We start from the raw sequence: 15,546 nt of genomic DNA on the forward strand, positions 1-15,546 counted from the left end.
TGAGGCAGTTACATTGGCATAAGCAGTTTTAGTTTTAAAGGCGGATGCAGTTTTTGAGAAACTGCTTGAATATTGCATAAGAATAGAGTTAAGGTCGGACTTCACGATTCTGAGACTTGATTAGAAATCCGTAATCAAGTCTCAGGTCGTTTGAAACGTGATGGTGAAACCGTAATCAAGTCTCAGAGTGCTTGAAACTTGATGACGAAACCGTAATCAAGTCTCAGAGCGTTTGAAACTTGATGGCGAAATGCTCATCAAGTTTCAACCTATTAGATATAAGAAAAACACCCTCGTTGTTGTAACGAGGGTGTTCATTTTAAAAGATTAACCGCCTAAACCGCCTAGCATGCCTAATAGAACGCTTATAACAAAGAATACTAAACCGAAGATAGTAGCGGCTTTACCACTCATACCGATAACTTTGTAAATGACTAAGCCGAATAGATAAGATTGTAATAAAGTCTGTAAGCTGAGTGCTTTTAAGATATTATTTCCTGGATCAAAGATATTTAAGCTTGAGATGTTTACGTCTTGCGGATCTAATCCAAAGATAAGTTGAATTAAGTTAATGATTAATGAAAAAGCTGTTGAGATAACTAAGAATAATAGCGTCGCTGCGAAAAGGCTACGTTTTTTAGCTTGTGAACGAACGATACTTGCGATAATTAGAAAGATAAGCCAATAGATTAAGATACTAAATAATAAACCAAATACAGCCCCGACGATTGTGCTAATTTTTAAGAAATCTTCATTAATAGTTCCTTCAGTACCTGGTTGTGACATTTTCTCTAATGCTTTACCAAAGTCTGTTGCTTGAATGGATAAGAATACGGATATTGCTGCGAGAACGATGTACGTTAAAAGTTTGAGTGGCCACTTAGGATTTTCACGACATTGACCGAATTCATGACCGAGCACTAGTTTTTCATCTTTCATTTACAAAATCCTTTCAATTTTAATAATTTATGATACCTTTATTATGTTATCATTCATCTTATAGAATATAATATCTGAATTTAATTGGAGATGGTTAATTCACTATTTATTATACTAATAATTTATATTATTTATCAAATTGCAATATTTGACTTTTTGATGTGATAATTAATTATAAAAAAATTTTAAACATTCATTATATAGAAATAGGAGTGGGTTGAATTTGAAAAACAAATTATTCTGGATTATTAGTGCGATTGTCATTGTGTTACTGATTATCGTGGCTTTTATAGTGAAACAAACGAGTGACAGCAATAAAAGTAAGAAGGAAAATGAGTATCAAACATACAAAGTTGAAAATGAAGCACCTTTAAGTGTTTCTGGTAAATCATCACCAAATAAAATTAAAACGTACAATAATAATGAACAATTTGGAAAAGTATCTAACATCAATGTTAAAGACGGACAAAAAGTAAGTGAAGGCGAAACGTTACTTTCTTACGATGGTTCAGGTGAGAAACGTCAACAACTACAAGAAAGTGTAGACCAAGCATCTCAAGCCGTTGAACAAACACGTCAACAAATGAGCGACGCGAAAGGTTCTGAACAAGAGAAATTACAAAAAGAATTAGAAAAGCAACAACAAGAACAACAAAAAGCACAGAAACAACTATCTCAATACGATGAACAAATGAACCAAAGTCAAACAGCTGAATTCTCAGGTAAGGTTGAAGTAGTAGATGGTGCTAATGCTGAAAGTGGTAAGCCTGTCTTAAAATTAATCGCTGACAAACCTGAAATTGAAACTGAACTTTCTGAGTTTGATGTTACTAAAGTTGATGAAGGTGACAAAGTTAACATCAAAGTAAACAGTACTGGTGAAAAAGGTAAAGGTGAAATTAAACAAGTTTCAGAATTACCTACAAGCTATGAAGAACAAGGACAAAGTGCTGGTGGCGCGAGTCAAATGGCTCAAGCTCAAGGCGGACAAGCTGCAGGCGGTGAATCTGAAGGTGGCGAAGCTAGCGGTGTTGAAGCACAAGGTACATCTCAAGCTTCTAACCCAGTATCAAGCGCACCAACTGGTGGTTCTGGTGAATCATCTAAATATAAAGTGATTATTGGTAACTTAAGCATTCCAGTTCGTGCTGGTTTCTCTGTTGAAGGTGAAATTCCATTAGATACAGTTAAGATTCCTAAATCAGTATTAACTAAGAACAACGAAGTTTATGTCGTAGATAAGAACAACAAAGTTAAGAAGAAGAAACTTGAAATTCAAAAACGTAACGGAGAAATCTTCGTTAAGAAAGGACTTAAAACTGGCGAAAAAGTTTTAAAGAACCCTAAAAAGTCTTTAAAAGATGGCGATAAAGTTGAGGTGTCTTCATGATAAAACTCATCGATGTCAATCGCTCCTTTAAAAACGGCAACGAAGAAAACCACATTCTAAAAGACATTAATTTATCCATCAAAGCGGGAGAATTTATCGCGATTATGGGACCTTCGGGTTCTGGTAAAAGTACGCTCATCAATATCTTAGGATTTATTGATCGTGGGTACGAAGGTGGATACCTTTTCAATGATAAGAATTATAAAAATACATCAGATAATAAACTATCTGAAATTAGAAATAAAACAGTGGGATTTGTATTCCAAAACTTTAAGTTAATTCAAAACAACACGATTTTAGAAAATGTTAGTATTCCCCTACTTTACCGTGGATTAACTGGGTCTGACCGTAAAGACCGCGTTATGTCTATCCTTGATAAAGTTGGGTTAAAAGGTAAAGAACAATTAGTTCCAAATAAATTATCAGGTGGTCAACAACAGCGTGTCGCAATTGCGCGTGCTGTTGTGAATGAACCGAAGTTCATCATTGCCGATGAGCCTACAGGTGCGCTTGATTCTAAGACATCTGAAGATATTATGGATTTATTCGTTGAACTGAATCGTGACCAAAAGACAACGATGATTCTTGTTACGCATGATCCTAAGGTAGCTGAAAAAGCTGACCGTGTGATTCATATTCTTGATGGTCGCATTCAAAGAGAAGAGGTGCTATCATGAGTAACTTTATGAATATCCTCTCTGTCTCAATGAAATCGATAATGAAGAATAAGCGACGTAATATTTTCACAATGATTGGTATCGTTATCGGAATTGCAGCCGTAATTACCATCATGTCTTTAGGTGAAGGTTTTAAACAATCTTCACAAAAGGAATTTGAAAGCTCTGGTGCATCTAAGGATTCAGCTTTAATCATGTACAATACGATGGATCAAGGTAAGGGTAGTAATCCTTTTGATGAACAAACCCAACAAGTTGCGAAACAAGTTGAGGGTGTAAAGGACGTTAAGATTAAGGAAAACGACCAAGAAGGTTACAGCGCTAAAATGACGAACCCTCAAAAGCAAGGTGACATCACGATTAAGAAGAAAGATAATCTTAAAAAGACCGAAAAAGGTGAGGGCTTTTCAAAGGAAGACAACGAATTATTTAAAAAGGTTGTAACTGTTGATACGAGTCTTGCGGAAGATGCCTTTAACGGCGACGCTATCGGTAAGAATTTATTTATCGATGGCCAAGGCTTCAAGATTGTTGGTGTGACGGCGAAGGATCAAATGGCTGAAAACGGTGTAAACATGCCGAAGAAGACGTTTGACCGTTACTTACCGAACTTACAGCAAAATACGTCTCAACTTGAAGTGAAGATTAAGGACGGCAGTGAGAAGAAAGAAGTTGCTAAGAAAGTTGAAGAAGAACTCAATAAGAAAGGTGCTGGCGCAGGCTCTGGTCAGTATTCATTCACGGATATGCAACAAATGATGAAGCAGTTTAATAAGATATTTGATTCAATTACGGCATTCGTTGCCGCGGTTGCAGGTATTTCGTTATTCATCGCGGGTATCGGTGTTATGAATGTGATGTATATTTCAGTAGCTGAGCGTACTGAGGAGATTGCGATTCGCCGAGCATTTGGTGCGAAAGCGCGTGATATTGAGCTTCAATTCTTAGTTGAGAGTATCGTGCTATGTCTGATTGGTGGTATTATCGGTTTAATTCTCGGTATTATCTTCGCTAAATTGGTAGAAGTTCTGACGCCAGAATTTATTAAGAGTGCGGTTACGTTAACTTCTGTTCTGATTGCGGTTGGCGTATCGACGCTGATTGGTATTGTGTTCGGTTGGATTCCAGCGAGAGCCGCTGCTAAGAAAGAGTTAATTGATATTATTAAATAAGTTTAGAAGGATTTAGACAGTAACTGAATATCTATGATTGCTTGGAGAGCTGATGGCGCCGGCGACGGTATGGCGGATACGGTGTTAAACGGCCGGTGCGTCTGCATACTTAAATGCGCGCGACGTCATAACGCGGACTAAGTAATACAGGTATTGAGTTGGGTTGTATCGTGATGAAAGTTCACGACAACCCGGTCTAAATCCTTTTTTTATTACATATTGAACAGATTAATTAGGTGATATATACATGCTCACCTCGTAATTTAAATATTATTTTGCTTAAAGTTCAATTTTCAAACAGCTGACTCCTAGGGGTGGGGCCCCGGCACAGAAATTTGCGCTAGCAAATTATCAAGCTATGCAAGCTGGGGCTTTCAAAATTATGAGCAAAGAAGCTCTAGCTTCTTTGTAAGTTCAACTAATGAATTAAAATTCGAGTTGAGCTTTACAGGAAAGCATGCCGTTTAAGGAAATTGAAGTCATAGATCTAAATTTAAAATTTGGAGGTTTTGGACGTGAAGCGATTTTTAAAGGCATCAGGCAATGGCTTTTTTATTATCATCGGAAGCTATATTCTTCTTTTCATTATGGATTTCTTAAATCTGGAGGCTAAGGATACTAAAGTATTACGCATGTTGAGTGACATTGGTATCGTTCACTTATTTAAAGAGCCTTTATTTAATGGGCTTTTCACATTGATGATTGTAATCTCAATCGGCGTATTCATTCAAAATTTAATCGGTAAAGATGAGGATTAGTATGTCAGGAGAAGTTTTGTCATTTTCTAAAATATATGATATTTAAATATATAAATAATCAATAATTAGGTGATTTAAATGTCTCCACATACTATCTATGTAATCTTTAATGTTATTTGTGCTATAGCTTTAATATTGACCCTTTTCAAATTAAGTTTGCGTGTATTTTGCAGCGTTCTCATAATTCATTCCATAGGCGCGTTCATCTACAGATACTTCTTCAACCATGAATCTCTTGGCCACGCTATATTGTATTCAATTGAGCTTTTGCCGTTGGTCATTCTAGGATTTTATTTATGGAAGCGCGCTCAGCGTAAGAAGCAAACGTCGCAATCTCATAATAAAGGATGATTTCATGACGCCTTATAACTTTATGCTCGGTGTTACGATTCTTATGATCGTGATTATGATTATATTCTTATTTAAGTTACGTTTTTTACACATCGCTTGGTTATTAACCATTCATAGCATCATTTTATTTCTTGCACGTTTCTTTTGGGAAAAGCAAGATCTTTGGAAAGCACTTTTCGATTCGTTCGATATATTCCCGTTCCTCATCTTCGCATATTACATTTGGAAGCACTATGACCGTAAGAAAGACAATAAGGAATCCGAGTCTTAAACACAAATAAACCTGAGTGATTTTGTGGCCATAGAGCCATCTTTTCACTCAGGTTTTTTTATATCAACGCTCATGCTTGTTTACGGGCGCAGCTGATTCAAGTAATTTTCAATTTCGCTTATTTCGGTAACCTCTGTCGCTAATCCAATATAGCCATCCGGTCTCACAATAAGTACTGTCCCGTTATAGATTTTTTGTTTACTAAGGTCTTTTGACCAAGGGAAATAATGCACATTCATCTCATATAAATCCGCAATTTCATCGATTTCGGGCACGTTTTGACCGAACACGAGGAACTGCCATGCTACGTTCTGAAGAGGTTCGAACGTATCTATTTGAAGTCGATTGATCCATGGCAAACGGTCACCACCCTTGAACCTTCCGACCTCCCCTTTACTCAACTTACTCTTCCGATAATTGATTTCAGTTTGAGAAATACGCTTAAAGAACGCGCGTTTCATCTTTTGGCTTTTCGCTAAGAGAGGCGCAAGTTTAGGCATGATAAACAAGCGCAACAACTTACTATGAATCATCATCGTGAACATCTTATCCGTCGTCTTCACTAATTTCTTCGCAAAAGCCCTACGCTCAGTATCGTATGTTTCAAGGAGTTCGGGGTTGAGCTTGTCCTGTAAGACGCCGCTCAACTTCCAAGCTAAATTAAAGGCATCGATTATGCCAGTGTTCATACCTTGGCCGCCTGCTGGACTGTGAATATGTCCGGCATCGCCAAGTATAAAGGTACGCTTGGTCTTGAAGGTATCGGCCACGCGATGGTGAATCTTGTACGGCGCGTACCAGTTCACTTTACTGATGTCGAAGGCATAAATGTCTTTGACAAACGGAATGAGTGGTTCGAATGTTTCAGGCGCCTTACCTTCGAAGGATTTCGGTATGACACCAATCAGGCGCATACTATTCTCATTACGAACGCGCATCGCGATGCAGAAATGATTACCTTTGAAACCGATGTTTAAGTCATCAAGCATTTGGTCGGTTTCGACATCTGCCACGAAGAAACGCTCTTCGTATGTACCACCTGGGAAGTTAATGTTTTGCGATTTACGTACGACGCTGTGGGCACCGTCGCAACCGCAGACGTATTTGAAGGACTGCGTTTCTGTTTGGTCGTTCGGCGTCGATTCACTATCATGATGGTTGATACTTGGGGATGTATGGTCTGATGGTGTTTCAGTTTGTGCAGAATCAGATGACGTAACGTCTGAATGGGCTTTGTTGTTGGTTGAAGGTTCTTGGTTTCGGGATTCTGAAGTAGCTGTGTTTGTGTTATTGGTCCTTTCAAAAGTGACCTCGACGTGATCATCATATTCCTTAACGTCCGTTACGGTCGTTTGCCACTCGACTTGAATGCCGCGCTCGTTCAGAAGGTTCACGAGCGTCTTCTCATGGACGTCTTGTGCAAGACTGAGTGCGAACGGATAAGGGCTTATGCCGTGGCCGATGTCGTTGAAGTCGACCCTCGCGACGTGCTTGTTGGACTTGTACATGTTGAGCCCTTTGATTGGGAAGCCTTTGCTAATGATTTCTTGGTCGATGCCGTACTGCTGGTAAGCTTCGAGCGTTCGAGCCTGTACGACGATTGCGCGTGATTCTTGAGCTGGGCCACTCGCTTGTTCGACAATGCGAAACGGCGTCCCTTGTTCGTGAAGTGCGAGTGCAAGAGCAAGACCTGTAGGCCCAGCACCTATGATGAGTACCTCTGCTTTCATATAAGTCACTCCTTGTAAGATTAAGTTGGTTATTAAGTGGCGGTAGGCTTGGTTGGTGTGGCTACGAATTGTGCATTGGTGCAGTATGTTGGCATAGGTATTTGCGAGCGTTCATATGGTTGTAAGCAATTTCGTGTGGTTTATGCTAATTTCATGCAGTTTTTGAAAAATTTAGTCCATGTTACATTGTTTGAGTTAGTCTTTGTAATATGGCTTCCTTGTTACATTGTTTGACTCAGTCTATGTAACATGGCTTCCTTATTACATTGTTTGACTCTAACTTTGTAACATGGCTTCCTTGTTACATTGTTTGCCTCAGTCTTTGTAATATGGGCTTCTTGTTACATTGTTTACCTCTATCTTTGTAACATGGAAAATTTTCGTAATCGAAAATTTCTCATTATTTGAAATTTAGGTGTAAATTTTGATTTAGATTTCTATATGGTAATAGGGGCGTTATGCGATTGTTTCAATTTTCTTTCGCATAACGGGGCCGACCGTTACTCTCGACAACACAAAGTATCACCGACTAACCGCTAATTCAAGAAAGCAAGCGCCGGACCGAAAGCAATTACACGTCTAGAGAGCCCGACGCCCACATTCCTCAATCCACTAACACCTACTTAACCGGCGCTTGGTACCATCTTTTCAAGAATCCATATAGTACCTGTTCAAACGATTCTAAGTCTTTGATTTCGATTTTTTCGTCGACGCTATGGGCTTCTGTTAATTTACCTGGTCCGAATAAAATGGTAGGAACGCCGAAGTCTTCTAACCAACCACCATCAGTCACTGTCGTACTCATGCCTGAAGGTAGTTTGTCGCCGTGGACTTCTTTGTACACGTCTTCAAGAAGTGCGTATCCTTGATGGGCTTTTGGCAAGGTGAAACTAGGAAAGATTTCGCCCTTGTCTTCGATCATGGACGTGCCGCCCCACTCGAATTTGAGCGGGTTCTCGCGTAACCAAATGTCCGCTTCGGCCATCTTATTCAAGTGGTCTTCGATTTCGCGAACGACATCGTTATAATGCTCGTTCGGCAGGTAGTGAACGGTAAACCACAGCTTACATTCGTCGGCAATAAATGCGGGATGACGGCCACCTTCGATATAGGCAGGGTTGATTGTTGTCGAACCACTCGGCATATCGGGGTACGACTTCATGACCGCCCAGTGTTGTTCGAGTTCGCGCAGGCTCGCAATGACCTTCGTCATCTTCTCAATCGCGCTCGCGCCGAAGAGACCACCGCCCGCGTGAACCATTTGTTGACGGGCACCGTCGTGAATCGTCGTCTTACTTTGAACGGTAACCCAGCCCGTAATGACGCCGCCTTGACCGAGTGCCATCTGTTCACTCGTATCAAGCACAAGTCCGAGGTCCGCTTTAGGCCCGTGCTCACATGCGACCTTCGTGCCTGCTTCACCTACTTCTTCACCGACAACGGATTGCACGATGATGTCGCCTTTAGGACGTAGCCCTTCTTCTTGAAGCTTCTCAAGCGTATACAGTAGCGTCGCAAAGCCACCTTTCATGTCACTAACACCGCGTCCGTATAGATAGTCGTCCACCTGAGTCACCTCAAACGGTGGGTACTGCCACTCGCGGTCGTCGCCTACATTCGCGACATCGACATGACCGTTTATAATCAGTTTCGGTGCGTCTGAATCCGTACCTTTCAGGATCGCGTTAATCACACTGTCGTTCTCATATAGTGGAATTCGCGTTGTTTCAAATCCTAGGTCTTTCAATAGCGCTTCAATTTCATCTTGGAGTGGGTCGGTATTTCGTGCTGGCGGGCTTTCGGTATTGTATTTAACTAGTAGTTCAAGTAAATCTAAATGACGTTTTTCCATAATTATCCCCCTTAATTTGTTATCGTTCGTTTCGTGTGTTACTCCTTCTATTCCCGAATTTCTTCATATTTAAAAAGTACGAGACACAATTACGTATCCCGTGCTTTGTTTGGCACCTTTTTGAAAAGTACTTTAGAAAAGTATTTAGTTGAAAAGTCAGCCCGTAACTCGATAGGGCTTTTCAAGGAGGGGCAAGGGGCATAACGAATGTTGTCGATTATAAATCCTTGTTCATAAATGATTTGGTTGCGATGGCGTACCCAATGTATGCAACAACAATACCAAGGAGGAGTAGGATGACTCTTGAGTAAAAGAATGCCAGTGTGTCAGGTAATTTCAGAACTGTTGTAAAGAAAATCATCGGCGCAATCGTCAGAAACAGGATGAATAGTACGCACAATAGAATCGTCACGATTTGTGCGCCTTTCGAATCGCTTGCGCCCTTCTTAATAATAACGGCCAATATGACTGACATGTTCAAAGCGAAGCCAATTCCAAAGATACCGTTTGAAAATGCCTTCAACGCGCTATGATGGATGATTAACGTCATGATTGACGCAAATATCGTAATAGCTAGACTAATAGCTAAGAACGTGGCATAAACTGATTGTACGTATGCTTTACGTGAAACGGGTGTTGTTGAAAGAAATTGAACCCAACCGCTCGTTTCATCTTGTCGGATGCTTTCGATTAACACTGTAGTCGGTAAAATATAGATAATCATACCGGAATTTAGATGTGGATCATTAAATAAATTAATTATGGTAACAAAGCATGACAATACAAAGAACAGGGTCAAACGACCTTTCATCATGTCGATTTGATTAAGCATTAAACCTTTCATACTAATTTACCTCGCATTAGAATTTTTGTGACATCATCAATCGTTTGGATGTTTGAAACGTCTACGCCTTCAACGTTAATAGGTTCAGTGAGCACGAGTTTAACGCTACCCTTTCGTTCGTGATAGGCGTAAACGGCTGACTTCGGAATTGAACTTAAATCATCAAGCGTTGTTTCACCAATAAAGTATTTCTCGTAAAGGTCTTGTTTCGACACTGTCAATTGAACGTTTCCATTTCTTAAAAAGACCAGTGTGTCGGCAATCTTCTCAATATCTTCTGACATGTGTGACGAAATTAGAATTCCGTTACCGCGGTCGACGTACGTTTCTAGATGTTCTAAAATTTCCTCTTTACTCGTGACGTCGATACCTGCCGTCGCCTCATCTAAAATAAGAAGTTCACTTCTGTGTGACAGCGCAACGGCGAGCGTTAATTTCATTGACATACCGCGTGAGAACTTCTTAAGCTGACGATCTTTCGGTAGGTTAAAGTACTCGAGGTATGACTTGTATGTATCGCTTTCCCATTGGTCGTATATACGGTTAAAGTAGCGACTTAGCTCAAGCGCCGTTAATTTCTCGGGAAATTTCATCGTATCGAATACAACGCCGATTTGATTTCGGTGTTTCGACATTTCGCTATCAACCAATTGGTCTTTAAACCAAATTTCACCTGCCGTTTTAATCGTTGTGCCGACAACTGTCTTCATTGACGTTGATTTACCACAGCCATTACGGCCGATGAGCGCGACTACTTCGCCTCTATGTATATTGAAATTAATATCTCGTAATTGGAATTCTGAGTCTTCAAATCTTTTACTAAGATTTTTTACTTCAAGCAAGTTTTCCATACATTCACTCCTTTTCATTTATTTAGGTGGTGTCGTAAATTCGAAGGTTCGAGTTTGACGTAATCCCTAACAGCTTGTGCCTATTGGGGGCCGGTCCCCTAATCTCAAGTTCAGCCTACGAATGGAAAATTGGGTCGCACTCTTACATGAAATTAAGCTCTCAACACTTCATCACTCCGCGAATTCATCAACATCCCTCAATATATAATTATTTTATTAAAAGTAAATTATATTCAATTAAACTATATCATTAATCACGCATAATTATTACCTTTAAAAAGAATTTATTACAAATTCTAAACATTTCCGCGCGAGCCATCGTAAAGCCCTACTTTTAAATAAGCTTCTACTTAAAAAATGCTATGAAATCATGCTATGATGAATGTAACCGCTTTAAATAATTTGATAAAAATTAAAATTTTACAGGTGAGTGAAAAAATGAGTATGACGAGTGAAAGAGAATTAAAGAATAAGTATTTAGATTTATTGGAACAAAAGTACAATCATGAAGAAGAGCTTGCCACAGAAATTATTAATTTAGAATCTGTCTTAGAGTTACCTAAGGGTACAGAACACTTTGTAAGTGACTTGCATGGTGAGTATGAATCATTCCAACATGTGCTAAGAAATGGTTCGGGAAATGTACGTGTTAAGATTAATGACCTTTTCAAAGATGAATTAACGAACAATGAAATTAGTGAGCTTGCAGCGCTCGTATATTATCCGGAAGAGAAGTTAATGCATGTGAAGAATCAATTTGATAATCGTGATGAGCTGAACGAATGGTATAAAGTCACAATTAATCGCTTAATTAAATTAATTGGCTATTGTGCGTCGAAGTATACGCGTGCGAAGCTTAAGAAGGCGTTACCTAAGCGCTATGTGTACATCGTTGAGGAGCTATTATACAAGCGCCATGAGTACAACAATAAGAAGTCCTATTATCAAACGATCTTAAATCAAGTGATTGAGTTAGAACAATCTGACGACTTAATTATTGGGCTATCTTATTCGGTACAACGCCTTGTAGTCGACCATTTACATGTGGTTGGTGACATTTATGACCGTGGCCCACACCCTGAGAAGATTATGGAGACGTTAACAAAGTATCATTCTCTTGATATTCAATGGGGTAACCACGACGTGCTTTGGATGGGTGCGTACGCGGGGTCTAAGGTATGTCTTGCGAACTTGTTACGTATTTGTGCGCGTTATGACAACCTTGACATTATCGAGGATGCTTATGGTATCAACCTGCGTCCACTTTTAACACTCGCTGAAAAGTACTACGACGATAACCCTGCATTCCGTCCTAAGAAGAATGCTGAGAAACATATTAATGAATTAGAGAAGATTCAAATTACGAAGATGCATCAAGCGATTGCGATGATTCAATTTAAGCTTGAAATGCCAATTATTAAACGTCGTCCGACATTTGAAATGGAAGAGCGTCTCGTTCTTGAAAAGACCGACTATGATAATCAAACGCTGAATATGAATGGTACGGTTTATGATTTAGAGAACACGTGCTTCCAAACGGTAGACCCTGAAGACCCTGCGAAGTTTTTAGATGAGGAAGCTGAAGTGATGGATAAAATCTTGCTTTCTTTCCAAAAATCTGAAAAGCTACGCCGTCATATGATGTTACTCCTTCAAAAAGGTAACTTATACTTACGTTACAACGGCAATTTACTGATTCATGGCTGTATCCCAGTTGATGAAAATGGTGATATGGAAGCGATGGAAATTGAAGGTAAGTCTTATAGCGGTCGCGAGTTGCTCGACCAATTTGAATATTATGTGCGTAAGGCTTTTGAAGATAAAGAAGTGACAGACGATATCGCGACGGACTTAGTTTGGTACTTATGGACAGGTAAATATTCATCATTATTTGGTAAACGTGCAATGACGACGTTCGAACGTTACTTTATTTCTGACAAAGCATCTCATAAGGAAGAGAAGAACCCGTATTACCACTTACGTGAGAACGCGGACATGTGCCGTAAGTTATTGAATGACTTCGGTTTAGATCCTGAAAACGGCCATATTATCAATGGTCACACGCCTGTTAAAGAGATTAAGGGTGAGGACCCAATTAAAGCTGACGGCAAGATGTTAGTCATTGATGGTGGCTTTTCAAAGGCATATCAATCAACAACAGGTATCGCGGGTTACACACTACTGTACAACTCTTATGGCATGCAGTTAGTGGCGCATCAACATTTCAATACGAAGGAGAAAGTGTTGCACGATGGTGCCGATGAGTTGTCAACGCGCCGTGTGGTTGATGAAGAGTTAGAGCGTAAGAAGATTCGCGATACGAATAAAGGTAAGGCAATTCAGGAAGACATCGACATCTTAAAAGAATTGCTACACGACCGTTATTTAAAGTAAGATAATGATGTAAGTAGTCTTAGTTCGAGGGCTGCGTGCTAAGTTGTATGTAAGACGATTGCGGAATTAAGTTTTCTTCAAGGTGGATTGACGTTTTGCCACCTTTGAAAAGCCCTATGCTTGAACTTTCATAAATGCATATTGTACGGAAGTGAACCCTAGATGACGTGTGTTGTCGGCGGTTCACTTCTTTTATCAAGGTGAGGAGGAACTTTAGATAACGGATGTTGTCGACGTTCAACTCTTTTATCAAATTAATGGGGAACTCTAGATAACGGATGTTGTCAGCGGTTCACTTCTTTTAACAAATTAAGGGGGAACTCTAGATAACGGATGTTGTCGACGTTCGCTTCTTTTAACAAATTAAGGGGGAACTCTAGATAACGGATGTTGTCGACGTTCGCTTCTTTTAACAAATTAAGGGGGAACTCTAAATGTGTACAGGATTTTCGTATTTGTTCAAGAGCAATACTAATTTATTAGGACGTACAATGGACTTCGCATTTGGTTTACAAGGGAAGCAGACTGTTGTGCAGCGCGGTTATGAATTTGATTCTATGACAGGCTATAATGAAAAGCTTGATTATGGCTTTTTAGGGACTGGCGTTTTAATGGACCGCGCGTTATTTGCAGACGGCGTGAACGAACACGGCTTATCGATTTCCGTGCATTACTTTACTAAGGAAGCGACGTACTCTGAGGAAAGTATTCCGAACAAGATTAATATTACGGCGGAAGAAGTGATTCTTTGGGTACTTGGCTTTAACAAAGGTATCGAGGACCTTAAGCGTAATGCGACGAACGTGAATATTGTAGATTACAAGAATCAAATTATCGATAAAGTTGTACCGCTTCACTTTATTGTTACGGACCCAAGTGGCCAAACGATTGTCATCGAGCCGACGAACGGTAATTTAGTGATTAAGGATAACCCGCTTCACGTGTTGACGAACAATCCAAACTTAGATTGGCATATGCGTAACGTGAAGAGCTATTGTGCCTTTTCACCGATGCATCCGAAAAAGGGTTCATTAGGAGAAGCCTTTGATTACGATCTTGGTAACGGGGCTGGGACACATGGTTTACCGGGTGGTTATACTGCTGCGGAGCGTTTTGTAAAAGTCGCGTACTTAACTCATAATATGGAAAATACTGAAGACGACAATGTTAACTTAGCGAATACATTTAAAATCTTAGAGACGATGAGTGTACCGCGTGGGGCCGTTCTTGAACAAGATACAGGTGAGTACCACTTCACGCAGTATGTGGCTGTGATGGATACAACGAATCGCGCGTTCTATTTCAAGCCGTATTTTAGTAGTGAAATCACGGCCGTAAAGCTTACGGAAGAACTTCTAAATAAAGACGAACCTACTACATTCGAACCCGTAGACGACTTTAAATTTCATATGATGAACGACTAAATTTAAATGTGGGTGCGTCTGGAAGTGTGCCAGACGCTTCCTTTATGGGATTAAATAAGGAAATGCTAGATACGCGATGGGCGCATCTAGCATTTTTCATTGTTCGGGTTGATGAGTTATGGGCGGTTGTAGGAAGTACGGGTCGAGGGACCGTTATGCGATTGTTTTTATTTTCTTTCGCATAACAGCCCCCTTATGCGATTGTTTTTATTTTCTTTCGCATAACGGCCGCCTTATGCGATTGTTTCAAATTTCTTTCGCACAACGGCCGCTCTATGCGATTGTTTCTAATTTCTTTCGCACAACGGCCGCCTTATGCGATTGTTTCAAATTTCTTTCGCACAACGGCCGCCTTATGCGATTGTTTTAAATTTCTTTCGCACAACAGCCCCCTTATGCGATTGTTTCAAATTTCTTTCGCACAACGGACTCCCGCTATCAGGTCCGTTACCGATACCGGCCTTATCCACTTTCTACTTACCCCTCTTACAACCTATCCTCTTTTATGCATTTGATTCATATATGATCGGTACTCATCGATGGTAAAAACCTTATCCCTAGGCTTAATCCCGTAATCTTCAATGAAGATACCGTCACGTTTTTTCACATAGGGCACGACGGTTGCTTTAAATTTAACGCGTTTTCCTATTAGACTCTTAAATCGCTTATAGTACTTATTACGCTCATATAGCCAAATATGGTCGATTCTTTCACCTCCAATATGCACCTTCGTCATTAGAATTCTAACGTTAGGTTCAAATGTCTCCTGTATATTAAATTGACTTTGATAAAACACTTTATTAACAGTAGCTGTGACAGTAATGTTCTTATTTCGAAAAGGTTGTAAACTTTCTCTCATAATATTCAATCCTTTCACGCTCTTAAATATCGTC

General features: G+C 39.8%; 13 protein-coding genes. 7 read left to right on the forward strand and 6 right to left on the reverse strand.

Features of this window, described 5'->3' with window-relative positions; translation table 11 throughout:
* Positions 1-327: 327 nt before the first annotated feature.
* The gene (locus A33S_RS0107215) at positions 328-939 is read right to left on the reverse strand and encodes a YIP1 family protein (RefSeq protein ID WP_017176679.1); all 612 of its coding nucleotides are present in this window, start codon (positions 937-939) and stop codon (positions 328-330) included.
* Positions 940-1,162: 223 nt separating this feature from the next.
* Between A33S_RS0107215 and A33S_RS0107220 the strand changes: the two genes are divergently transcribed.
* The 5 genes from A33S_RS0107220 (at position 1,163) to A33S_RS0107240 (ending at position 5,558) form a co-directional block, all read left to right on the forward strand.
* Positions 1,163-2,329, forward strand: a complete 1,167-nt coding sequence (locus A33S_RS0107220; protein ID WP_017176680.1) for a permuted SH3 domain-containing protein — start codon at positions 1,163-1,165, stop codon at positions 2,327-2,329.
* Positions 2,326-3,006 (forward strand): ABC transporter ATP-binding protein, encoded by a 681-nt coding sequence (locus A33S_RS0107225; protein WP_009382269.1) that lies wholly within the window; start codon positions 2,326-2,328, stop codon positions 3,004-3,006. Before A33S_RS0107220 ends, A33S_RS0107225 begins: the two co-directional genes overlap by 4 nt.
* Positions 3,003-4,178 (forward strand): ABC transporter permease, encoded by a 1,176-nt coding sequence (locus A33S_RS0107230; protein ID WP_017176681.1) that lies wholly within the window; start codon positions 3,003-3,005, stop codon positions 4,176-4,178. The genes A33S_RS0107225 and A33S_RS0107230 overlap by 4 nt, the downstream gene beginning before the upstream one ends.
* A 515-nt stretch (positions 4,179-4,693) precedes the next feature.
* Positions 4,694-4,936 carry a hypothetical protein gene (locus tag A33S_RS0107235; RefSeq protein WP_009382272.1) on the forward strand — a complete coding sequence of 81 codons (243 nt, stop codon included), beginning with the start codon at positions 4,694-4,696 and terminating at the stop codon, positions 4,934-4,936.
* Positions 4,937-5,291: 355 nt separating this feature from the next.
* Positions 5,292-5,558 (forward strand): hypothetical protein, encoded by a 267-nt coding sequence (locus A33S_RS0107240; protein WP_009382274.1) that lies wholly within the window; start codon positions 5,292-5,294, stop codon positions 5,556-5,558.
* Between the two features lie 80 nt (positions 5,559-5,638).
* Here the strand turns inward: A33S_RS0107240 and A33S_RS0107245 are convergent, their stop codons facing one another.
* The 4 genes from A33S_RS0107245 to A33S_RS0107260 all read right to left on the reverse strand — a co-directional run bounded on the left by A33S_RS0107245 (position 5,639) and on the right by A33S_RS0107260 (position 10,835).
* Positions 5,639-7,288: an FAD-dependent oxidoreductase gene (locus tag A33S_RS0107245; RefSeq protein WP_009382277.1), complete on the reverse strand. Its 1,650-nt coding sequence runs from the start codon at positions 7,286-7,288 to the stop codon at positions 5,639-5,641.
* Between the two features lie 619 nt (positions 7,289-7,907).
* Positions 7,908-9,140 carry an acetylornithine deacetylase gene (locus A33S_RS0107250; RefSeq protein ID WP_009382279.1) on the reverse strand — a complete coding sequence of 411 codons (1,233 nt, stop codon included), beginning with the start codon at positions 9,138-9,140 and terminating at the stop codon, positions 7,908-7,910.
* A 217-nt stretch (positions 9,141-9,357) separates the two neighbouring features.
* Positions 9,358-9,984 carry an ABC-2 transporter permease gene (locus A33S_RS0107255; protein ID WP_009382281.1) on the reverse strand — a complete coding sequence of 209 codons (627 nt, stop codon included), beginning with the start codon at positions 9,982-9,984 and terminating at the stop codon, positions 9,358-9,360.
* Positions 9,981-10,835 (reverse strand): ABC transporter ATP-binding protein, encoded by an 855-nt coding sequence (locus tag A33S_RS0107260; RefSeq protein ID WP_017176682.1) that lies wholly within the window; start codon positions 10,833-10,835, stop codon positions 9,981-9,983. Before A33S_RS0107260 ends, A33S_RS0107255 begins: the two co-directional genes overlap by 4 nt.
* A gap of 438 nt (positions 10,836-11,273) precedes the next feature.
* Here A33S_RS0107260 and A33S_RS0107265 point away from each other — a divergent pair, with 438 nt between their 5' ends.
* Positions 11,274-13,229 (forward strand): fructose-bisphosphatase class III, encoded by a 1,956-nt coding sequence (locus A33S_RS0107265; protein ID WP_017176683.1) that lies wholly within the window; start codon positions 11,274-11,276, stop codon positions 13,227-13,229.
* A 434-nt stretch (positions 13,230-13,663) separates the two neighbouring features.
* A complete protein-coding gene (locus tag A33S_RS0107270; RefSeq protein ID WP_017176684.1) occupies positions 13,664-14,653 on the forward strand; it encodes a choloylglycine hydrolase family protein in 990 nt (329 codons plus the stop codon).
* Between the two features lie 493 nt (positions 14,654-15,146).
* On the opposite strand, the gene A33S_RS11705 is transcribed toward A33S_RS0107270, so the two are convergent.
* Positions 15,147-15,512, reverse strand: a complete 366-nt coding sequence (locus A33S_RS11705) for a hypothetical protein (protein ID WP_009382287.1) — start codon at positions 15,510-15,512, stop codon at positions 15,147-15,149.
* Positions 15,513-15,546 lie beyond the last annotated feature (34 nt).

Source organism: Staphylococcus massiliensis CCUG 55927 (assembly GCF_000298075.1).
GTDB lineage: Bacteria > Bacillota > Bacilli > Staphylococcales > Staphylococcaceae > Staphylococcus > Staphylococcus massiliensis.

Bases quoted from the DNA above. Each gene is read 5' to 3' on its own strand.
- A33S_RS0107250 (WP_009382279.1), bottom strand. From the start codon at position 9,140: ATGGAAAAACGTCATTTAGATTTACTTGAACTACTAGTTAAATACAAT.
- A33S_RS0107215 (WP_017176679.1), bottom strand. From the start codon at position 939: ATGAAAGATGAAAAACTAGTGCTCGGTCATGAATTCGGTCAATGTCGT.
- A33S_RS0107240 (WP_009382274.1), top strand. From the start codon at position 5,292: ATGACGCCTTATAACTTTATGCTCGGTGTTACGATTCTTATGATCGTG.
- A33S_RS11705 (WP_009382287.1), bottom strand. From the start codon at position 15,512: ATGAGAGAAAGTTTACAACCTTTTCGAAATAAGAACATTACTGTCACA.
- A33S_RS0107225 (WP_009382269.1), top strand. From the start codon at position 2,326: ATGATAAAACTCATCGATGTCAATCGCTCCTTTAAAAACGGCAACGAA.
- A33S_RS0107245 (WP_009382277.1), bottom strand. From the start codon at position 7,288: ATGAAAGCAGAGGTACTCATCATAGGTGCTGGGCCTACAGGTCTTGCT.
- A33S_RS0107230 (WP_017176681.1), top strand. From the start codon at position 3,003: ATGAGTAACTTTATGAATATCCTCTCTGTCTCAATGAAATCGATAATG.
- A33S_RS0107255 (WP_009382281.1), bottom strand. From the start codon at position 9,984: ATGAAAGGTTTAATGCTTAATCAAATCGACATGATGAAAGGTCGTTTG.
- A33S_RS0107260 (WP_017176682.1), bottom strand. From the start codon at position 10,835: ATGGAAAACTTGCTTGAAGTAAAAAATCTTAGTAAAAGATTTGAAGAC.
- A33S_RS0107265 (WP_017176683.1), top strand. From the start codon at position 11,274: ATGAGTATGACGAGTGAAAGAGAATTAAAGAATAAGTATTTAGATTTA.
- A33S_RS0107270 (WP_017176684.1), top strand. From the start codon at position 13,664: ATGTGTACAGGATTTTCGTATTTGTTCAAGAGCAATACTAATTTATTA.